Annotated in this window: 16 protein-coding genes and 1 tRNA gene; 6 read left to right on the top strand and 11 right to left on the bottom strand. The window is 70.8% G+C overall.

The annotated features are described in order from the left end of the window. Positions 1 to 22: 22 nt before the first annotated feature. Positions 23 to 1,348, top strand: a complete 1,326-nt coding sequence (locus ACYVF3_RS22845) for a carboxypeptidase regulatory-like domain-containing protein (RefSeq protein ID WP_461156290.1) — start codon at positions 23 to 25, stop codon at positions 1,346 to 1,348. Between the two features lie 21 nt (positions 1,349 to 1,369). Next, positions 1,370 to 2,113, top strand: a complete 744-nt coding sequence (locus tag ACYVF3_RS22840) for an SDR family oxidoreductase (protein ID WP_461156289.1) — start codon at positions 1,370 to 1,372, stop codon at positions 2,111 to 2,113. Positions 2,114 to 2,125: 12 nt separating this feature from the next. Here the strand turns inward: ACYVF3_RS22840 and ACYVF3_RS22835 are convergent, their stop codons facing one another. The 7 genes from ACYVF3_RS22835 to ACYVF3_RS22805 form a co-directional block, all read right to left on the bottom strand. Continuing rightward, positions 2,126 to 3,250 (bottom strand): LLM class flavin-dependent oxidoreductase, encoded by a 1,125-nt coding sequence (locus tag ACYVF3_RS22835; RefSeq protein WP_461156288.1) that lies wholly within the window; start codon positions 3,248 to 3,250, stop codon positions 2,126 to 2,128. Positions 3,251 to 3,343: 93 nt separating this feature from the next. Continuing rightward, complete coding sequence (locus tag ACYVF3_RS22830) at positions 3,344 to 4,687, bottom strand: NtaA/DmoA family FMN-dependent monooxygenase (RefSeq protein ID WP_461156287.1); 1,344 nt, start codon at positions 4,685 to 4,687, stop codon at positions 3,344 to 3,346. After that, entirely contained in the window at positions 4,684 to 5,829 is a 1,146-nt protein-coding gene (locus ACYVF3_RS22825; protein WP_461156286.1) for an LLM class flavin-dependent oxidoreductase, read from the bottom strand. The genes ACYVF3_RS22830 and ACYVF3_RS22825 overlap by 4 nt, the downstream gene beginning before the upstream one ends. A gap of 287 nt (positions 5,830 to 6,116) precedes the next feature. Further along, positions 6,117 to 7,115 carry a selenide, water dikinase SelD gene (selD, locus tag ACYVF3_RS22820; protein WP_461156285.1) on the bottom strand — a complete coding sequence of 333 codons (999 nt, stop codon included), beginning with the start codon at positions 7,113 to 7,115 and terminating at the stop codon, positions 6,117 to 6,119. A 30-nt stretch (positions 7,116 to 7,145) separates the two neighbouring features. Next, positions 7,146 to 7,240: transfer RNA gene (locus ACYVF3_RS22815), tRNA-Sec, on the bottom strand. Between the two features lie 37 nt (positions 7,241 to 7,277). Next, positions 7,278 to 8,261 (bottom strand): sigma-70 family RNA polymerase sigma factor, encoded by a 984-nt coding sequence (locus ACYVF3_RS22810; RefSeq protein WP_461156284.1) that lies wholly within the window; start codon positions 8,259 to 8,261, stop codon positions 7,278 to 7,280. A 72-nt stretch (positions 8,262 to 8,333) separates the two neighbouring features. Next, positions 8,334 to 9,263 carry a siderophore-interacting protein gene (locus tag ACYVF3_RS22805; RefSeq protein WP_461156283.1) on the bottom strand — a complete coding sequence of 310 codons (930 nt, stop codon included), beginning with the start codon at positions 9,261 to 9,263 and terminating at the stop codon, positions 8,334 to 8,336. Between the two features lie 60 nt (positions 9,264 to 9,323). On the opposite strand from ACYVF3_RS22805, the gene ACYVF3_RS22800 reads away from it, so the two are divergent. After that, on the top strand, positions 9,324 to 10,331 hold the full coding sequence (locus ACYVF3_RS22800) for an ABC transporter substrate-binding protein (RefSeq protein ID WP_461156282.1): 1,008 nt from the start codon (positions 9,324 to 9,326) through the stop codon (positions 10,329 to 10,331). A gap of 332 nt (positions 10,332 to 10,663) precedes the next feature. Here ACYVF3_RS22800 and ACYVF3_RS22795 read toward each other — a convergent pair whose 3' ends face one another. The 3 genes from ACYVF3_RS22795 to ACYVF3_RS22785 form a co-directional block, all read right to left on the bottom strand. Beyond that, entirely contained in the window at positions 10,664 to 11,650 is a 987-nt protein-coding gene (locus ACYVF3_RS22795; RefSeq protein WP_461156281.1) for an LLM class flavin-dependent oxidoreductase, read from the bottom strand. 119 nt (positions 11,651 to 11,769) lie between these two features. Next, a complete protein-coding gene (locus ACYVF3_RS22790; protein ID WP_461156280.1) occupies positions 11,770 to 12,786 on the bottom strand; it encodes a LacI family DNA-binding transcriptional regulator in 1,017 nt (338 codons plus the stop codon). Between the two features lie 59 nt (positions 12,787 to 12,845). Then, positions 12,846 to 15,158, bottom strand: a complete 2,313-nt coding sequence (locus tag ACYVF3_RS22785; protein ID WP_461156279.1) for a beta-xylosidase/alpha-l-arabinosidase — start codon at positions 15,156 to 15,158, stop codon at positions 12,846 to 12,848. 291 nt (positions 15,159 to 15,449) lie between these two features. Between ACYVF3_RS22785 and ACYVF3_RS22780 the strand changes: the two genes are divergently transcribed. Genes ACYVF3_RS22780 through ACYVF3_RS22770 form a run of 3 tightly spaced genes read left to right on the top strand, consistent with a single transcriptional unit; the run spans position 15,450 to position 18,495 of the window. Then, the gene (locus tag ACYVF3_RS22780) at positions 15,450 to 16,748 is read left to right on the top strand and encodes an ABC transporter substrate-binding protein (protein WP_461156278.1); all 1,299 of its coding nucleotides are present in this window, start codon (positions 15,450 to 15,452) and stop codon (positions 16,746 to 16,748) included. Further along, positions 16,745 to 17,677: a carbohydrate ABC transporter permease gene (locus ACYVF3_RS22775; RefSeq protein WP_461156277.1), complete on the top strand. Its 933-nt coding sequence runs from the start codon at positions 16,745 to 16,747 to the stop codon at positions 17,675 to 17,677. Before ACYVF3_RS22780 ends, ACYVF3_RS22775 begins: the two co-directional genes overlap by 4 nt. Further along, positions 17,677 to 18,495, top strand: a complete 819-nt coding sequence (locus tag ACYVF3_RS22770; protein ID WP_461156276.1) for a carbohydrate ABC transporter permease — start codon at positions 17,677 to 17,679, stop codon at positions 18,493 to 18,495. Before ACYVF3_RS22775 ends, ACYVF3_RS22770 begins: the two co-directional genes overlap by 1 nt. Positions 18,496 to 18,628: 133 nt before the next feature. Here ACYVF3_RS22770 and ACYVF3_RS22765 read toward each other — a convergent pair whose 3' ends face one another. Then, entirely contained in the window at positions 18,629 to 20,536 is a 1,908-nt protein-coding gene (locus ACYVF3_RS22765; RefSeq protein WP_461156275.1) for a beta-galactosidase trimerization domain-containing protein, read from the bottom strand. Positions 20,537 to 20,560: the final 24 nt, after the last annotated feature.

The raw sequence follows: 20,560 nt of genomic DNA, 5'->3' as shown, positions 1-20,560 counted from the left end.
GCGCCGAGACGAAGGAGGTTCTTTGACCGAGGCAGACCCGCCCTCGACGGTCCGCACACTGGTCAGCACCCTGTGGTTCCCCGCGTTCTTCATCTGCGGCTTCATGCTGTGCTACCTGCTGCCGATGCACGCCCCCGCACCGCACCACATGCCGGTCGTGATCGTCGGTGACCAGGCCGCCCACCAGCTCGCCGCGAGCTTCCAGACCAGCGCCCCGGGGGCGTTCGACATGACCGCGGTTCCCGACGAGGCCGGCGCGCGGCAGGCAGTCACCCAGCGCGAAGCGGTCGCCGGGTACGACCCGGACAACGGGGAACTGCTCTACGCCAAGGCCAACGGGTCCGCGCTGATGATGGTCCTGCAGCAGATCTTCACGCCGGTCGCCGCCGCCACCGGGCATCACCTGGTGCTCACCGACCTCGCTCCGTCCGCTCCGGGCGACGTGATGGGAACCGGGCTGCTGTACTGCCTCCTGGCGATGAACATCCCGCCCTACGTGACGGTGATGATGCTGCTGCGGGCCGAGCTGCGCGTCCGTCAGAAGCTCGCCGCTCTGGTCGGGGTCGGTGCGTTCGCCTCGGTCGTCTGCTACCTCGCCGCGCTGTCGATGGGCGTGATCTACAACGAGCCGTCGCTGCTGCTGGTCGGGTTCCTGCTGACGCAGGCGGTCGGGTGGACCTCGTTCGGGCTCGTCCCGCTGGTCAAGCAGTTCCTGCCCGGGGTGGCGATGGGGTTGTTCGTCCTGCTGAGCATGCCGTCGTCGGGCGGTGCGATCCCGAAGGAGCTCGTGCCGCCGTTCTTCCAGGCGCTGCACGGAGTTCTGCCGCTGGGCCAGGCGGTCGACGCGATGCGCGGGATCCTCTACTTCGGCGGCGTCGGAGCTCCCCGCGCCGTCATCGGCTTGTGCTGCTGGCTCGCTCTGGGGATCGCGCTGGTCTTCGGGCACCGGTGGTGGGTGCTGCGCCGGGCGGGAACCGGCGCGGTGTCCGTCTCCGCCGGGACCTACGAGCACGAGGACGACAGCGGCGTGGTCCTCGATCCTGCGCTGGAGGCGCCGAAACCCCGCAAGCACCGCACGCTGTCGGGATCCGTGCGCGATCCCGGCGGAACTCCGGTGCCCGGCGCGATCCTGACCATCACCGACCAGTCCGGGCTGCAACTCGCGCGGCTGGTCGCCTCGACCGCCGGCGAGTACGCGGTGCACGACCTGCCGGAGGGCTTCGCGACGGTCGTGGTCTCGGCTCCCGGCAGGCGACCGTCCGTCGACCGGGTGCCGATCCGGTCCGGACGGCCGGGCCACCAGGACTTCACGCTGCGCTCCGAGCGGGAGGTCGCCGCGCGGAGGTGACCGTGCGGTATCAATGTGGCCATGAGCAACGCGCAGGTCGCAGTGGTGACGGGTGCCGGTACCGGGCTCGGGCGGGTGATCGCCCGGGCGCTGCTGGCCGAGGGGTACCGGGTGGCGCTGGCCGGACGGCGCCCCGAACCCCTCGCCGGTACCGCCGGGGATTTCGCCGAGGCCCACGCGATCCCCACCGACGTCACCGATCCTGACTCGGTGGCGGCGCTGTTCGACGCGGTGCGCGAGCGGTGGGGACGGCTGGACCTGCTGGTCAACAACGCCGGAACCTTCGGTCCCGCCGGCAACGTCGGCGAGCTCTCGGCGGCGGACTTCACCGGTGTGGTGCAGGCGAACCTCACCGGCTCCTTCCTGTGCGCCCACCACGCGTTCCGGATGATGGCCGATCAGGACCCGCGCGGTGGCCGCATCATCAACAACGGGTCGATCTCCGCGCACGCGCCCCGGCCGCGCAGCGTTGCCTACACGACGACCAAGCACGCCATCACCGGGCTGACGAAGTCGATCTCGCTGGACGGCCGGGCGCACGACATCGCCTGCGGCCAGATCGACATCGGCAACGCGGCGACCGACATGACCTCCGGCATCTCCACCGGTGCCGCCCAGGCCGACGGCTCGGTGCGCCCCGAACCCACCTTCGACCCCCGGCACGTCGCCGACGCCGTGCTCTACATGGCCGGTCTGCCGCTCGAGGCCAACGTGCAGTTCATGACCATCACCGCCACCGAGATGCCCTTCATCGGCCGCGGCTGACGCTCCCGCGCCTCACGTGCGGTTCCAGGACTTGGCGAGCAGCTCGTAGGAGCGGACCCGGTCGGCGTGGTCGTGGGTGATGGTGGTGACGACGAGCTCGTCGGCACCGGTCACCTCCTGCAAGGTGGCCAGCCGGTCGGTCACCTCCTCGGGCGTGCCGACGAACTGGGTGGCCAGCCGGTCGGCGACGATCTCCCGCGCCTCCTCGTCCCACGGGAATCCGGCGGCCTCGGCGGGGGAGGGGTACGGGATCGCCCCCGCGCCGGCCCGGATGCTGTGCACCCACGCCCCGTACGGAGACGCCAGCTCCCGCGCCCGCTCGGTGCTGTCGGCGAGGACAACGTCCGCCGAGACCACCACGTAGGGCTGGTCGAGCTGGTCGGAGGCGACGAAGTTCTCCCGGTAGGACTCCACCGTCTCCAGCACCGTCGCGGGCGTGATGTGGTAGCTGGCGGCGAACGGGATGCCGAGGCGTCCTGCGGTGACCGCGCTTTCGCCACCGCTGGAGCCCAGGATCCACAGGTCGAGGTCGGCTCCTTCAGCCGGGTTGGCGCGCACCGGCTCTCCGTCGGGCCCGGGGAACCCGCCGTCGAGGAACTGCCGCACGCGGGCCACCTGATCCCGGTAGTCCAGCTCTTCGGCCGGGGCCCCGACCAGTTCCGCCTGCTGGTGCAGCCGCGCCGCGTACTTCTCCGACCGAGCCACCGCACGGGGTTTCGAGGGCACGACCAGGCCGTCGACCGTGGAGCCCTCGTTGCGCGCGGGCGCGGTCAGCCGCTCGGTGAGCTCCTGCGTGCGCTTCTTGCCGGACCTGCCCACGCCCAGGTCCACGCGGCCGGGGTGGAGCTGGGCGAGGGTGCCGAACTGCTCGGCCACGGTCAGCGGCGAGTGCTGGCCCAGCAGCACCGCCGCCGAGCCGACGCGGATCGTGCTGGTCGCTCCGGCGATCGCGGTCAGCAGCACCGCCGGTGCCGCGGAAGCGACACCGTCGGTGAGGTGGTGCTCGGCCACCCAGTAGCGGCGGTAACCGAACGCCTCGGTCCGGCGCGCCAGATCGAGGGTGTTGTGCAGGGCCTCCTTCGCGGTCCGCCCGGAGACGATGGGCGAGAGGTCCAGGACCGACAGCGGGACCGACATCGAGTACCTCCGGGGCATGACTGGTTGTTTCAGGGTCGGTTTGCGTGGCGGAACCTGACCCGTCTTCTGGGCTCCGCAGTCTGAACTGACCCCTCAGTGAACGGGTTCGGGTGCCAGGCCGAGGTTCTCGCGCAACGTGGACCCCGGGTACTCGGTGCGGTAAACGCCGAGTTCCTGGAGGATCGGCACGACCTGCTCGACGAAGTCGTCCAGACCGCCGGGCGTCAGGTGCGGTACCAGGATGAACCCGTCGGAGGCATCCTCCTGCACGAAGCGGTTCATCTCCTCGGCCACCGTGGTGGCGCTCCCGATGAACGACTGCCGCGCGGTGACCTCGATGATCAGCTCGCGGATCGAGAGCCGCTTGGACTCGGCGAGCTCGCGCCAGCTCCGGGCCGTGGCGAGCCGGTCGCCGAACATCCGCGTGCTGGCCCGGCCCTTGCTGATCGCATCACCGTCGACGACCGGGTCGAAGCCGGGCAGCGGGCCGTCCGGGTCGAGCTCGCTGAGGTCTGCGTTCCACAGCTGCTCCAGGAAGGAGATCGCGGTCGGTCCGCTGACCTGCTGCTTGCGGATGAGCGCGGCCTGCTCCCGCGCGTCGGCGTCGGTGTCGCCGACGACCACGGTCGTCGCCGGGAACACCAGCAGGTCCTCCGGCGAGCGGCCGTGGGCGGCCAAGCGCGACTTGACGTCGGCGTAGAAGTCCTTGCCCGCCTGCAGGGTTCCGTGCCGGGTGAAGATCGCATCGGCCGCCGACGCGGCGAACTCCCGCCCGGTCTCCGAATCCCCGGCCTGGAAGATCACCGGCCGCCCCTGCGGGCTGCGGGGAACGGTGAACCGGCCGCGGATGTCGAAGTGCGCGTCGGAGTGCTCGAACGCGCCCGCGCGCGGATCGGTGAGGAACCGCCCGGAGTCCTTGTCGGCCGCGATCTCGTCCCCGCGCCAGGAGTCGAACAGCTCGGTGGCCGTGCGCAGGAACTGCCGAGCGCGCTCGTAGCGCTGGTCCTCGGGCAGGAACCCGCCGCGCCGGAAGTTCTCGCCGGTGAAGGCGTCCCACGAGGTCACCACGTTCCACGCCGCCCGTCCCTCCGAGAGGTGGTCGAGGCTGGCGAACTGCCGCGCGACCTCGTAGGGCTCGTTGAACGTGGAGTTGATGGTGCCCGCCAAGCCGAGCTTCTCGGTCACCCCGGCCAGCGCCGCGAGCACCGTGAAGGTGTCCGGGCGGCCCACCACGTCCAGGTCGTGGATCTTGCCCGCGTGCTCGCGTAACCGCAGTCCCTCGGCGAGGAACAGGAAGTCGAACTTGGCCCGCTCGGCGGTCTCGGCGAGGTGCGTGAACGAGGAGAACTCGATCTGGCTCAGCGAACGCGGATCGCTCCACACCGTGGTGTTGTTGACGCCGGGGAAGTGGGCGGCCAGGTGGATCTGCTTGGTCACGACGTGCCTCCAGCGGTCGCGTAGCGGTTGGCCGGGCGGTCCAAGCCGAGCCGCGAGCGCAGCGAGCCTGACTCGTAGGTGCTTCGGAAGAGCCCGCGCCGCTGCAGTTCCGGCACGAGCTCGTCGGTGATCGCCGCGAGGTCGTGCGGCAGTTCCCCCGGAAGCAACCGGAACCCGGTGAGGCCGCCTTCCGCCAGGGACCGCAGGAGGTCGGCGAGCTCCCCGGCCTCGCCCGCGAAGACCGGTGCGTCCGAAGTAGACGGCCGATCGAGCGCGTCGAGCCGTGCCCGGCGATCGGCCGAGCCGGAGCCCAGGAACACCACGACATCACCGAAGACGTGCGGCGATGCGCCCGAACCGGCGTGCGTTCCCACCTCGGTCACCGCTCGATCGGCCGCGGCCGGGCCGGCTGCGGCGGTGAACACGACGTCGGCGGCCTGGGCGGCGAACCGGTACTCAGCGGGATCGGTGGCCCTCGCGGTCACCAGCGGTTGGCCCTGCGGCGGGCGGGGTGTGATCGACGGTCCCTTGACGTCGAACCACCTGCCGCGGAAGTCGATGTGGTGCAGCTTGTCCCGGTCGATGAACCGGCCGGTGGCCACGTCGCGGATCTCCGCGTCGTCCTCCCAGGAGTCCCACAGCCGGCGGACGACCTCCACGTGGTCGGCGGCCTCCTCGAGCAGCTCCGCGGGCGCGATCGCGCGGCGGCCGAAGTGCGCGTTGTCGCCGCCGCTCGCGCTGACCTGGGGCAGCCATCCGGCGCGGCCGCCCGACACGTAGTCGAGGGTCGCGACGGACTTCGAGACGTGGAACGGCTCGGTGTGGGTGACCACGACTTCCGGCACCAGCCCGACGTGCCGGGTCCGGGGAGCGATGCGCGCGGCGATGAGGCCGGCGTCCAACCGGCCGCGCACGCGGTCGGTGCGTTCGTCGGGTCCGGCCGGTGAACTCGACTGCGGGCCCAGCGAATCGGCGAGTGTGACGAAGTCCAGCAGTCCGGACTCGGCTCGCCGCACCAGGTCGAGCCAGTAGCCGGCGGTGAACAGCTCGGTGGGTCTGGCGTGCGCGGATCGCCAGGAGGCCGGATGCCAGCCGGTCCCGTCGAGTCCCACGGCCAAGTGCCACTGCGTTCGATGAACCATCCTCGTGTCCTCCCTGCGCGACGGCGCGGGTCGAGGGGTGGGAGCACCGCTGCGGTGCGATGTGGTGGAGAACCGCTGCGCGCCAACGGCGATCAGCCGGGGCGTGCGGAACGGAGCGAGAGGAGCGGCGAAGCCGGTTACCGCTGACAGGCGGCGGCGATCACCCGGAGCAGGTCGATGTGGTCGCGCGTGACCAATCGCAGCCGGAGAGCCATGTGCACCAAGCTAGAACCGCCGATCGGGGTCGTCAACGCGGTTCACCATGTGGGCAGCGAGATCGGTGCCGGTCAGCGCAGGACGACGCGGGTGCCGTCCTCGCGGCCGGGCAGCACGCGGCCGATCACCGGGAAACCGGGCACTTCGCCGACCACCAGCAGGCCGCCGGAGGTCTGCGCGTCGGCGAGCAGCAGCACGTCGTCCTCGCCGGTGCTGCCCGCGTCGAGGTGGGGCCGCACCCAGTCGAGGTTGCGCCGGGTGCCTCCGCTGACGAAACCGTCGCGGACCGCCTCCCGCGCGCCCTCCAGGAGCGGCACGGCCGCGACGTCGACCTCGGCCGTCGTGCCGGAGGCCCGCATGGTCTTGAAGAGGTGTCCGAGGAGCCCGAAACCCGTCACGTCGGTGGCGCACACGGCCCCGGCGCGCAGCGCTGCCCGGGAGGCGTCGCGGTTGAGCTCGGTCATCGTGGCCACGGCGTGGGCGAACCGCTGTCCCGTCTGCTTGTGCCGGGTGTTGAGCACCCCGATGCCCAGCGGCTTGGTCAACGTCAGCGGAAGGCCCGGTCGCGCCGCGTCGTTGCGCAACATCCGGTCGGGATCCACCAGGCCCGTGACCGCGAGCCCGTACTTGGGTTCCGGATCGTCCACGCTGTGACCGCCGCCCAGGTGGCATCCGGCGGCACCGGCCACCTCCGCACCACCGCGCAGCACTTCACCGGCCAGGTCGAACGGCAGCACGTCGCGCGGCCAGCCCAGCAGGTTCACGCCGAGGACGGGAGTCCCGCCCATCGCGTAGACGTCGGACAGCGCGTTCGCCGCCGCGATCCGGCCCCAGTCGCACGCGTCGTCGACCACGGGCGTGAAGAAGTCGGTGGTCACCACGATCCCGGTGCCCTGATCGGTGCGCACGACCGCCGCGTCATCCCCGGTGTCCAACCCGACGACGAGCTTCGCGTTCGGCTCGGCGACCTCCGGCACGATGCCGGCGACCACGTCCTCCAACTCGCCCGGCGGGATCTTGCAGGCGCACCCGCCGCCGTGCGCGTACTGGGTCAACCGGTACCCGCTCATCAAAGGTCCTCGCAGCCGGTGACAGGAAGCTGGCGGAGACGGACGGGAATCGAACCCGCCGCGCCGAGCTGCTCGGCGCCATCGGCTTTGAAGGCCGTGGAGGCCACCAGACCCCAAACGTCTCCGGCACCCACTCTAGGAGAGATCGTCCACCGGCACAGATCAGCCGGTCACCGACTCCGGGAGGCCGAACTTGGCGAAGTCGACGTCGAAGAACGACACGACGTGGCTGATCCGGTGCTCGCCCAGTTCGAGGACGTGCAGCTGAAAGGGACGGAAGACGTCGTCGTCACCGCGCAGGTAGACGCCGAAGGCGAGCTGCCCGTTGGCGCGGGTGGGACGCAGCCGCAGCCCGTCCGGGCCCGCCGGGCACTGCCGGGCGTTGAGCTGCCCGATCCGCTCGCCACCGCGCACCCACAGCCGGAAGGGCGGCATCTCCCAGACGGCCTCGTCGGTGAACAACTCGACGATGGCCGGCACGTCCTTGGCCTGGAACGCCGCGACGTAGCGCTGCAGCAGCCGCTCCTGCTCGGCCGACAGCGGCTGGGGCCGGTCGTCCTGCGAGGGGGCCACGTCGGCGAGCTGCGCGCGGGCGCGCTGCAGGACGCTGTTGACCGCGGCGGTGGAGATCGCCAGCGCGTCGGCGACCTCGGCGGCGCGCCACTTCAGCACGTCGCGCAGGACGAGCACGGCCCGCTGCCGCGCGGGCAGGTGCTGGAGGGCGGCGATGAACGCCAGCCGGGTGCTCTCCCGCAGCCCCACGATCGCTGCCGGGTCGGTGGCGGTGTCGGCGATCATCCCGTCGGGGACCGGCTGCAGCCACGGGACCTCGCCGGAGTCGACGAGCTTCTCGTGCGGTACCTCGTCGGCCGGGGCACCCAGACCGCTGGGCAGCGGACGTCGCTTCCGGCTCTCCAACGCCGTCAGGCAGGTCGTCGTGGCGATCTTGTACAGCCAGGTGCGCAGCGAGCTCCGGCCTTCGAAGCGGTCGTAGGACCGCCAGGCCTTGATGTAGGTCTCCTGCACGAGATCCTCTGCGTCCTGCAGCGATCCGAGCATCCGGTAGCAGTGCGCGAGTAGCTCCCGGCGATAGGAGTCGGCCTGCGCGACGAAGTCGTCGGTGGGTGCGGTCGAGGTGACTGGCATGGCGCTGGTCCTTCGGCGTGAGGTGGCCCTACCCGATGTCGACGACCGTAGCGCGGCGGTCCGACAAAAGGGTCAGCAACGACCCTCGCGCCAATAGCCCATGAACGCCACTGAGTGCTTGGGGATGCCGTGGTCGTTGACCAGCAGTCGGCGCAGCCCCTTGATCACCGCCGCCTCCCCGGCCAGGAAGCCGTAGATCGAGCCCGACGACCCCTCGGGCACCTCCCAGAGCGTCCGGGCGTCCACGTCGACGTCGTCGAGGTCGGCCGAGCTCGCTGCCGCGTCGCGCACCGGCCGCAGCTCGCGCAGCGCCTCGGCGACCCCTTCGCCGAGCATCTTGCCGTGCGGCGCTCCGGCGCGGGCGTACCAGCGGACGTCGACCCCGGCCGGTCGCTGCCACTCCTGCTCGTCGCCGTCGGCGGGGACCTCCACGCACACCACGCCGCGCGCGTCGGAGGGGAGCGATTCGACGATCGCGGCGAGCGCGGGCACCGCCGTCTCGTCCCCGGCCAGCACGAGCCGGTCGGCGGAGGCCGGGGGAGACCACTCGCAGCCCCACATCCGGCCCGAGCCCGGGCGGTCCGGCGCGAACAGGCCGATGACCTGCCCCGGACGTGCGCTCGCGGCGAAGGCCGAGGCCGGGCCGGCGTGCCCGTCGTCGAGCCCGTGCAGCACGAAGTCGACGTCGACCTCGCAGGCCTCCGGCCGGTAGTCGCGCACGGTGTAGGTCCGCAGGTCCGGGCGGATCTCCTCGGGGAGCTCCAGCCAGCGCGGGTACCAGTCGTCGCCCTCGGGGAAGTCGTCGAGGGAGCGGCCCTGCTTGGGCAGCACGACCTTGATCCGCTGGTCGTGACCACCGAACCCGAACCCGGACAAGCACGCGCCGCTGAAGGTGATCCGGACGAAGCTCGGACCGAGTCGACGCACGCCGGCGACCTCGACGGGGAACAGCTGATACGCCGGTCGCGCGTCGACGTGTGGCCTGGTTCGCGTCACTGTCATCCGAAACCTCCTGATCGTTCTGCTAGGTTAGCCTAACCTAATAGCAGCAGGAGGTCGACCTTGCGTCACTCGATCCGGGCCGTCGCGTTGGCCGCGGTCTCGCTCACGGCAGTCGGAGCGCTGTCCGCGTGCGGATCATCGCAGCCCGAACAAGCCGGCGGCGGCTGGTCCTACACCGACGATCGCGGCGTCGCGGTGACCCGTCCCGAGCGCCCGCAGCAGATCGTCGCACAGGTCTCGGCCGGGGCGGCGCTGCAGGACTTCGGTGTCACGATCGCCGGGACGTTCGGGCCTCTCGTGCGCGACGACGGCTCCGTCGAACCGGAAGCCGGTTCCCTCGACCCGCGGCAGGTCGCCGACGTCACCGGCGCCGGTTATGGCGAGGTCAACCTGGAGCGGTTGGCCTCCCTGCACCCGGACGTCCTGGTCAGCGGCAAGTACGCGGAATACCCGGGTCTGTGGCATCTGGTCGAGGACCAGGAGCAGAAGGTCCGCCAGATCGTCCCGACGCTGGGCGTCGCGCAGTCCGGCATCGCTCTGCCCGCCGCCATCGAGAAGTACCGGGAGCTCGCCCGGGCGCTGGGCGCGGACGTGGAGTCCCCGAAGGTCAAGGCCGACGAGCAGGCGTTCGACGACGCCGCCGGGCGCCTGCGCGACCTCGGTGCGCGGATGAAGGCGCAGGGCAAGACGATCCTGCCGATCGGCGGCACGAAGGAGGAGTTCTTCGTCGTCGTGCCCGCCCGCAACCCCGACCTCGACTACTACGTCAAGGAGCTCGGCTTGCCGATCACCTCGCCTCGCGAGCCCGACCAGGCGAGCGGCGGCTACTACGAGCGGCTGTCCTGGGAGAAGGCCAACGCCTACCCGGCCGACATCATGCTCTGGGACGCGCGGTCGGCGTCGATGACGCCCGAGCAGATGAAGCAGAACCCGGTCTTCGCCGCGACTCCGGCCGCTGCCGCGAACCGGTTCGTCGAGTGGGACGCGGTCGCCCCGATGAGCCACGCCAGCTACGCCAAGATCATGAACAAGCTGGCCGACCAGATCGAATCCCACCTCACGCCGTGAGAGGCCTCGCCCACTCCCGGTTTTAGTCCGAACTGAGCCGACATTTCGGGCACGATTGCCGCCTGATTAGGACTAAGGAGTCGTTTCAGAATGCGGCGGAGCCGCTGTTTCAGGTGTGGGACTCAGCTGGCACCGCCGCGGGTTCTCACACGTCGTCTGGCGAGTACGCCGCGACGCCGTGTATTGGCATACATCAGGAGTGGCGCACGGAGTCCAGGCGGCGTGTGAGGTTCCGCTACCCGCACCGCCAAGCAAGGTGATTCTGCAACGACCCCTAAAACCGGGAGATGCCGAGGTAGGAGGCTTCCGGGACGGTCCGGTGGGGCTGGAGGTCAGCCTTTGAGGTCTCGGACTTCTGCTAGGAGTTCGAGGGAGCGGAGCCAGGCAGCGCGGTCCACGGCGGACGAGACGACCATCAGCTCGTCCGCTTGGGCCTGCTTGGCGAACTTCTCCAGGTAGTCGTCCACCTCGGCCGGGGTGCCCACCGCCGAGTAGCGGGCCATCGACTCGACCTGACGTCCCGCCGGCGAGGCCAGCAGCGCGTCGATCTCCTCGGTGCTGAGCGAGCGGCCCTGCGCGAGCATCCGACTCGCCCGGTAGCGCTTGGCCTCCAGGAACTGGTGCTCGGCGTCATCGCCGCTGTCGGCGGCGATGACGTTGACCCCGGCGATGACGTGCGGCTCGGACAGCTGCGCCGAGGGCTGGAACTCACGCCGGTAGTGCGCCGTTGCCGCCTCCAGGGCGTCCGGCGCGAAGTGCGAGGCGAACGCGTAGGGCAGGCCCAGCAGGGCGGCGAGCTGCGCGCCGAACATCGACGAGCCCAGCACGTACAGCGGCACGCGGGTGCCGTACCCGGGCGTGGCGTTGACCCCGGAGATGCGGGTGTCACCGGCCAGGTAGCCCTGCAGCTCCAGCACGTCCTGCGGGAAGGCGTCGGCGGCGGTCGGGTCGCGGCGCAGCGCCCGCATCGTGCGCTGATCGCTGCCCGGGGCACGTCCCAGGCCGAGGTCGATGCGTCCCGGGAACAGCGTCTCCAGCGTTCCGAACTGCTCGGCGATGGTCAGCGGCGCGTGGTTGGGCAGCATGATGCCGCCCGCGCCGAGCCGGATCCGGCTGGTCTGGGCCGCGACGTGACCGATCAGCACGCTGGTCGCCGAGGACGCGATGGTGGGCATGTTGTGGTGCTCGGCGTACCAGATTCGGTGGTAGCCCCACCGCTCGGCGCGCTGGGCCATGTCGACGCTGGCGGTGAAGCTGTCCACAGCGGTCTCCCCCTCACCGATGTGAGCCAGGTCGAGAACGGAGAGATCCACGGTCACGGCAGCATCAGCCCTTTCACGCACGCACCACGGGCCGGGACCACGCGCCCCGGCCACCCCGGGCAACACCGCAGCGACCGCCGATATTTCCGCCGCCCGCGTGAGCGGCGCCGCACCTCTCAGGCCCTGGGGCCGGTGCTCGCGCGGATGACGAGGTCGGTGGCCAGCTCGACCCGGTTGGTCTCGAACCGTCCGGTGTCGGCGTGACGCAGCAGTGCCCTGGCCGCTTCGGCGGCCATCGTGGCGACGGGCTGGTCGACGGTCGTCAGCGCGGGCGAGATCCATTGCGCCATCGGCACGTTGTCGAACCCGACGACGCTGAGGTCCTCCGGGATGCGCAGCCCGCGCTGCTCGGCGGCGCGGTAGGCGCCCAGGGCCTGCAGGTCGTTGGCGGCGAAGATCGCCGAGGGCGGGTCCGGGAGGGCGAGCAGGTCGGTCGCCGCCTGCTGGCCCCGGTCGAGCGTGAAGTTGCCGTCGGAGATGAGCTCGTCGGTGACCGCGATGCCCGCGCTCATCAGCGCCGAGCGGTAGCCGTCGAGCCGCGCGACGGAGCACTGCAGCTGCGGTGGCCCGCCGATGAAACCGATCCGCTCGTGCCCCAGCGCGACGAGGTGCTCGACGGCGGCGCGGGCACCGCTCCAGTTCGTCGCCCCGACCGAGGCCACCTGCTGATCCGGCTGGCCCAGCGAGTCGATGATGATCACCGGCACGCCGAGGCCGTGCAGCTGCTCGGCGTGCCGCGGACCGAGTTCGGTGACCGCGAGGATGATGCCGTCGGAGCGGCGCGCGGTGAGGTTGTCCAGCCACGCTCGTTCTGTCTTGCGCCCGTCGTGCACGGCCGAGACCACCACGCCCACACCGGCGTCGTGGGTGACGCCCTCGACGCCGCGCACGATCTCCAGCGCCCACTCGTTGTCGAGCGTGTGGAAGACGAGGTCGATGAGCCCGGCGCGACCGCTGCCGTGGTTGGCCCTGCGCGAGTAGTTGTGCCGGGTGATGAGCTTCTCGACCCGTTCGCGGGTGCGGGCGGCGACTTCGGGGCGGCCGTTGAGGACCTTCGAGACGGTCGGGACCGAAACACCGGCCTCCCGCGCGATGTCGCTGATGGTCACGCGGTTCTTCTTGGCCTCCGCCACCGTGCCTCCTCGCTGGACCGCCGCCACCGTACCTGAAAGTTTCGGAGCCTCCGCCCTCGTCATCCCGACACCGTCACCGGTGTGTCGAGGACGCGATCGGGACCCACCTCGCGCACCTCGCCGATCAGGCGGAACTCGCCGGAGAGGCGCGATGTGGCGCTGTCGCCGCCGACGTGGACCTCGATGGTGCCGGGCTCGACGATGCGCCGTCCACGCGCACCGGTGTAGGCGGTCCGGTCCGCGTGCAGCCGGAACGACACCGTGCGGGAGCCGCCTGCGGGCACCGGAACCCGGCCGAACCCGGCGAGCTGGCGGAGCGGACGGGTCACCTGCGCGACCGGGTCGCGCAGGTAGAGCTGCACCACCTCGTCGCCGTCGCGGCTCCCGGTGTTGGTGATCGTGCAGGAGATGTCCACCGCCGCGTCGGTGGGCACCTCCTCGGCGCTGATCGTGAGGTCCGAGTACTCGAAGGTGGTGTAGGACAGGCCGTGACCGAAGGGGAACAGGGCTGTCGGGTCCAGCGAGCTGACCTCGCTCGCCGCGCCTAGGGGAGCGGTCAGGTAGGTGCCGGGGTTTCCGCCCGGGGTGGCCGGGACGGACACCGGCAGCCTGCCCGAGGGGTTCACCTCGCCGGTGAGCGCTCCGGTGAGCGCCGCCGCACCGGCCTCGCCCGGGAAGAACACCTGCACCACGGCCGCGACCCGGTCGGCGAGCTCGCCCAGGGCGTAGGGACGACCGCTGGACACCACCAGCACCACGGGTGTTCCGGTGTCCACCAGTTGTTCCACCAGTGCCTGCTGGTCTCCGGGCAATCGCAGGTCGGCCGCGTCGCAGCCCTCGCCTGAGGTGCCGCGGCCGAACAGGCCGGCCCGGTCGCCGACCACGGCGATGCACAGGTCGGCGGCGGTCGCCGCGGCCCGTGCCGCAGCGAAGTCGGTGCGGCCATCGGGCAGCTCGCACCCCTGGACGTGGTCGACGTGCGCTGCGACGCAGGCGATCTCGTTGCGGAAGGTGGGCAGGTCGATGCCGTGCGGCCAGTCCGGGTAGGACGCGCCGACGTGCGCCGGGAACGAGTAGCAGCCCAGCAGCGCGAACGGGTCGTCGGCGAGCGGGCCCACCAGCGCCACGCTGCCCGGCTCGCGCACCGGCAGCGTGCCGTCGTTGGTGAGCAGCACGACCGACTCCTCGGCGAGACGCCGGGCCAGGTCCCGGTTCCGGGCGGAGTCGAGCTCGCTGGGCCCGGGCGTCTCGGGCGACCAGTCGGGGTCGAGCAACCCCAGCTCGACCTTCTGCCGGAGCACCCTGGTCAGCGCCCGGTCCACCAGCGCTTCGCCGACCTCGCCGGAGCGGACGAGCCGGGCCAGCGGTTCGGCGTAGCAGCGCGCGTTGGGCAGTTCCACGTCGACTCCGGCGCGCAGCGCGGTGGCGCCCGCGGTTCCGGGGTCCTCGGCCACGCCGTGCAGCTCGTGCAGGAACGACACGCCGAAGTAGTCGGCGACGACGGTTCCGGTGAATCCCAGCTCGCCGCGGAGCAGATCGGTCAGCAGCGCTTCGTCGGCAGCCGAGGGCATCCCGTCCACGTCGGTGTAGGAGTGCATCACCGAGCGGGCGCCGCCGAGCCGCAGCGCCATCTCGAACGGCGGCAGGACGACGTCGGCGAACTCGCGCGGTCCCATGCTCACCGGTGCGAGGTTGCGGCCCGCGCGGGAAGCCGAGTATCCCGCGAAGTGCTTGAGAGTGGCCACGATTCCGCTGGATTCCAGCCCGGCGACGTAGGCCGACCCGATGGTGCCGATCAGGTAGGGGTCTTCGCCGATGGTCTCCTCGACCCGCCCCCAGCGCAGGTCCCGGGCCACGTCGAGGACCGGGGCGAGTCCCTGGTGGACACCCGCCGAGCGCATGTCGGCGCCGATGCGGGCGGCCATCTCGCCCACGAGGTCCGGGTCGAACGAGGCGCCCCAGGACAGCGGGACCGGGTAGGCCGTGGCTCCCCACGCGGTGAACCCGGCGAGGCATTCCTCGTGCGCGAGCGCGGGGATCGCGAAGCGGCCGGCGGTGGTGATCTCGCGCTGCAGCCGGGTGAGCGCGGCGGCGCCGCGCGCGGGTTCGACGGGTGCGCTGCCGAACACGCGGGTGAGCTGTCCCAGCCCGTTCTTGATCATCTCGTCCCACGCCGGGGTGTCGTCGGCGAAATCCGCCTGGTGCGGTGCGACTCGCTCTTCCGCGCCCGAGACGTAGATCCACATCCCGACGAGCTGGTTGAGCTTCTCCTCCAGCGTCAGGCGGGCCACCAGGTCGGCGACCCGCTCCTCGGCCGGGAGCTCGGGATCGCGGTAGGGCGGGCGGTCCTCGGTCGGACGCGACTGCGGCATGTGCGGCGACTCCCGTCGTGGTCGGGCGGACGACACCGCCCGAAACAGTTTCGGTCACGGCGTCCCGAAATGGCTTTCGTCGAGCGCCAGAGTGCCACATCGTCCGTCGAGAATGCCGTTGAAACAAGGATCGAGGGTGCAATGATCGCGGGCCGAAATGTTTCGGAAAACTGATGCTTGTCGATCTGCTCGCGGCTGCGGTACCGTCTCGCCGACCGGAACCGGCTGTGACCGCGAGCACACGGCATCCGGCTCTCCGCGAGCTCCGCACCCCTGCGACGGGAGTTGACGATGCGTGGACTGCGACGTCTGAGCGCGGTGGCGGCGGTGCTGGCGGCGGCGCTGACCTCGACCGGCTGCGCCGTGCTCCTCCCGCCGAGCGAAGGCAGCACCGGGGTGATCACGTCGTGGGCGATCAGCGGCGGCGGCGAGGAGGAGCTGATGCCCGGCCAGGGCGAGCGGTTCCAGCAGCGGACCGGGCGGCCGGTGCAGACCCAGTTCTTCCAGAACGACCCGTACAAGAACAAGCTCTGGGTCTCGATGGGCTCGGGCACGCCCCCGGACGCGTTCTTCGGCTGGGGCGGCGGTGCGCTGGAAGAGTTCATCGAGGCCGGCCGGGTCGCCGACCTGGCGCCGGCGATGCGCGAGCACCCCGAGTGGCGGCAGAACTTCCTGCCCAGCGTGATGAGCCCGGTCGACATCGGCGGCGGCACCTACGGCATTCCCGTCGGAGGCATCCAGCCCGTCCTGCTGTACTTCAACGAGGACGTCTACGCCGAGACCGGGCTGCGACCGCCGCGCTCGTGGAACGAGCTGCTCGACCAGGTTCCCCGGCTCCAGGAGGCCGGATACCTGCCGATCGCGTTGGGCGGCGCGGATTCCTGGACCTACCTGATGTGGGAGGAAGCGATCGTCGACCGGGTCGCCGGGCCCGGGGCCTTCCAGGCCGTGCTCGACGGTGAACCCGGCGCGTGGCTCAACCCGGACATCATCAGGGCCAACACGATGTTGCAGAACCTGGTGCGCAGGGGAGCGTTCGGCAACGCCTTCGCCTCCACCAGCGCCGAACTCGGCCAGCAGCGCACCCTGCTGGCCAGCGGACGTGCCGCGATGATGGTCCACCTCGGCTCCGGTTACTCCGATCTCCTCGGCGATGACGAGGACTGGGTCCGCGAAGGGCATCTCGGCTGGGCCCCGTTCCCCGCGGTCGAGGGAGGCAAGGGCGATCCGGCCAACCTCGTCGGCAACCCCACCACCTTCATGTCGGCCACCGCCGGGCCGGACGCCGAAGAGGCCGTGGACTTCCTGCGCCAGGAGCTCTCCAGCGACGCCTTCACCCAGGGCCGCCTGGCGCGCGGTGACGTGCCGCCGGTGACGGGAATCGAAGACCAGCTGCGCGCCTCGGACGACGCCGACTACATGACCTTCGTCTACGACCTGGCCAAGAACGCACCGCACTTCCAGCAGTCCTGGGACCAGGCGCTGCCGCCCGGTCCAGCGCAGAACGTGCTGATCAACCTGCAGAAGCTGTTCCTGGAGCAGATCAGCCCGCAAGAGTTCTCCGAGCTGATGGAGGAGTCCTCGAGATGACCGCCACCGAGCTCCTGCGGCCGGCCACCCCGACCCCGGATCCGAAGCCGCGCCGCTCCACGCGGCACTGGACCGAACCCTCGACCTGGTTCGCCGCGCCCGCGATGCTGTTCTTCGCGGCGTTCGTCATCGCTCCGATCGTCGTCGTCATCGTTCTGTCCATGATGGACTGGAACGGCATCGCCGATCCGCGCTTCAACGCCGGGGAGAACTGGGGCGAGCTGGCCGCGGACTCCGGCATGTGGCACTCCGTGTGGGTGTCGCTGCAGGTGATGGTGCTGAGCTGGGTGGTGCAAACCCCGATCAGCGTCCTGCTCGGCGTCTACGTCGCCGGGCAGCAGCGGTTCCGGGCGGTGCTCGCCGCGCTGTTCTTCCTGCCGCTGGTGCTGTCCTCGACCGGTATCGGGATCGTGTGGCGCAACCTCGTCGACCCCGAGTTCGGGGTGCTGCCCGCCCTCGGGCTTCCCGGGCTGAACCTGCTGGGCGATGCCGACCTCGCGCTGCTCACCCTCATCTTCGTGGTGTCGTGGCAGTTCATCCCGTTCCACACGCTGCTCTACCAGGCCGGGGTCCGGCAGATCCCGGCCCAGCTGCACGAAGCCGCCGAGCTCGACGGAGCGGGTCCGGTGCAGCGGTTCTTCCGGATCACCCTGCCGCAGCTGCGCAACACCCTCGTCACCTCCAGCACCCTGATGCTGGTCGGGTCGCTGACCTACTTCGACCTGTTCTACGTGCTCAGCGAAGGTGGTCCCGGTGATGCCACCAGGATCCTCCCGGTGACCATGTACGTCACCGGTTTCCAGCAGTACCAGCTCGGCTACGCCAGTGCGATCGCGCTGCTGCTCGTGGCGCTGGGCACCGCGCTGTCGCTGGGACTGACCAAGTACTCCGGCTTCGCCCGGATGCGCAGCGATCAGGAGGGCGCGTGATGCTGCGAATCAGAGGTCGGCTACCCGACGCGGTCGCGCTGCTGTGGGCGCTGCTGGTGGCCGTTCCGCTGTACTACGTGGTGGTCACCAGCCTGCGCTCCGAGCAGGCGGCCACCACCGGGAACCCGCTGGCGCTGCCCGGTTCTCCGACGCTGGAGAACTACGGGCTGGTGTTCTCCGACGGCTTCCTCGCGTTCCTGCTCAACAGCGTGCTGACCACGGGTCTCACCGTCGTGGTCGTGCTCGCCACCGCGCTGCCCGCCGCCTACGTGGTGGTGCGCGGCAAGCGGCGGCGGCACCAGTGGTTGTTCCGGATGTTCCTGGCGGGCCTCGCGATCCCGCTGCAGGCCACGATCATCCCGGTGTACGTGATGATCGTGGAAGCGGGGCTCTACGACAGCCTGCTGGCGATCGTCCTGCCCGCGATCGCCTTCGCGATGCCGCTGTCGGTGCTGATCCTCAGCAACTTCCTGCGCGACATCCCCGAGGAGCTCTACGAATCGATGTGCCTGGACGGCGCGGGGCAGTTCCGGGTGCTGGTGAACCTGGTCCTGCCGCTCTCGCGGCCCGCGCTGCTGGCGGTGGGCATCTACCAGGCGCTGCAGGTGTGGAACGGCCTGCTGTTCCCGCTGATCCTCACCCAGCGCGAGGAAACCGCGATGCTGCCGGTGATGCTGTGGCAGTTCCAGGGCCAGTACACGGTGAACGTGCCGGCGATCATGGCCGGTGTGGTGCTCTCGGCGATCCCGGTGCTGGTGCTCTACGTGCTCGGCAGGCGGTTCATGATCGCCGGGCTGACGGCGGGGGCGGGTCGCTGACCCGGCGTCAGCGCGTCCGGGAACGCTCCAGGTACCGCAGCACCGCGGTGTCGGCGCAGGCGGCCGGCCCGCACGATCAGCCCGAGCGGGCCGGCCTCGACCCCCCGAGCGGTCGAGGCCGACCCACGACCGGTCAGGACTTCAGCTCGACCACCTCGACGCCGTAGGGCGCCAGGGTCACCTCCGACACCGCTTCACCGTTGAAGCTCCGCAGCGAGCCCGCGGTGCGCGGAGTCGCGGTCGCTTCGCCCGGGTGCTGGCTCACCAGCCACGCGAAGCGGCGTCCGTCCTCGTGCACGAGGACGTCGGTGAGCACGCGCGGATCGTCGACCACGACCTCCCGGTCGACTCCGGCGATGTCGGCCAGCGCGGCGTAGAGCCGGTGCGCGTCGTCCGGGTTCACCCGCGTGCTGCGGGCCGCGAACAGCTCGACCGGGTAGGTGCACAGCACGGCTTCGCCCTGGCCCGAGGCGTGGCGCAGCAGCGCGGGGTTGCCGTGCGCATCGGTGGCGACGACCTTCGCGCCGTCCGGGACGACCGGCAGGAACGCGCGGCTGTGCTCGTTGCCCGACACCCGGAAGCGCAGGGTGTCACCTTCCTCGATGCCGCCGAAGTCCTCGGTGAAGGTGAAGCGCACCTCGTCGTCGTCGACCTCGTCGACCACGCCGTAGGTGATCTGCTTGCGCACGCCGAAGGTCTCGTCGAAGTAGGGGATCCACGGCTGCCGGTGGTGGCCCACCTCGCCGGCCGTGTAGGACAGGTACAGCACGGCGCCCTCGGCGACCCGCTCGCGGAGCCGCTGCCAGGTCGGTCCCTGGATCTGCTTCACGCACGGCAGCAGGTAGAGGTCGCAGTCGGCCTCGACGCCGTCGCGCTCCGGCACGAAACCCACCGGCAGGTCGGCTTCCCGCGCCGCCACGTACGCCTGGTGCAGGGTGTCGAAGATCAGCGGCCGGTCGTCGTCCTGGGTGAAGGGATACCCGCGCTCGAGGTACTCGGTGACCAGCAGCCCGGCCCGGGCCTCGCTGCGTTCGCAGTGCGCGAAGTCGACCTGCTCCAGCACCTCGGCGAACGCGGCCAGTTCCCGCAGCGGCGGTTTCGGCGCTCCGGTGCGGTCGGTGATGCCGAAGTGCATCTCGAACGGGTGGTGCGAGTAGGGGCCCTGGGCGATCAGGTCGTCGTAGTCGGTGTTGTTCCAGGCCACCCAGCCCGTCGAACCCGCCAGCAGCGAGTTGTGCAGCGTCTGCCGGTAGTAGTGCGCGGCGTTGTCCGGCGAGACCTGGTCGCTGGAGAGCCCGAACTCCTCCAGCACCACCGGTTTGCCCGCCACCGCCGACAACTCGCAGATGAACGCGGCGATGAGGTTCTGGCGCACCGGGTCGCTGTCGATCCGGTAGACGTGCGGGCCCACGAAGTCCACCATCGCGCCGGTCTCGCGCACCGAGAACCCGTTGTCGACCCCGGTGACCTCGATGCCCCAGGCGCCGTCGCCCAGCGACACCGGCTGCGTCCCGCCGCCTGCGCGCACGGCCTGCACCATGAGCCGGGACCACGCGCTGACGTGCTCGGTCGGCGCCTTCGGCTCGTGCCGCAGCCTGCCGTAGATCGGCATCTCGTTGCTGAGCAGCCAGCCGGCCACCGCCGGGTGCTCGGCGAACCGCGCGGTCATCTGCTGCACGAACCAGGCCTGCTGGGACACCAGCCAGACGTCGGCGTAGAGGTCCCGGCCGCCGCGCCACTGCGGGTCCCAGTTGTCGCCGGACATGTGGCCGACGATGAAGGTGGGGATCGACGTCATCCCGGTTTCGGTGTGAGCGTCCAGGAAATCCCGGTAGTGCGCGACCTTCTCCTCGTCCACCGTGTCCGGTTCGGGCATGAAGTCGGGCCAGTAGAAGAACGAGCGAGTCTGCCGCAGGCCGTGCGAGTGGAGCACCCGCAGCTCCTCGCGCACGACCTCGGGGGAGTAGTTGCGCCACATCAGCGGGCCACCGGTGCGCGACCAGAAGTTCGCGCCCAGCCACACCTGGGGCTGTCCGTCCACGGTCACTTTTGCGGAATTGCGTCG

This window comes from Saccharopolyspora tripterygii (assembly GCF_054778355.1).
Note: the sequence above shows the minus strand (reverse complement) of the source record. Positions and strands in the feature narration are given on the sequence as shown.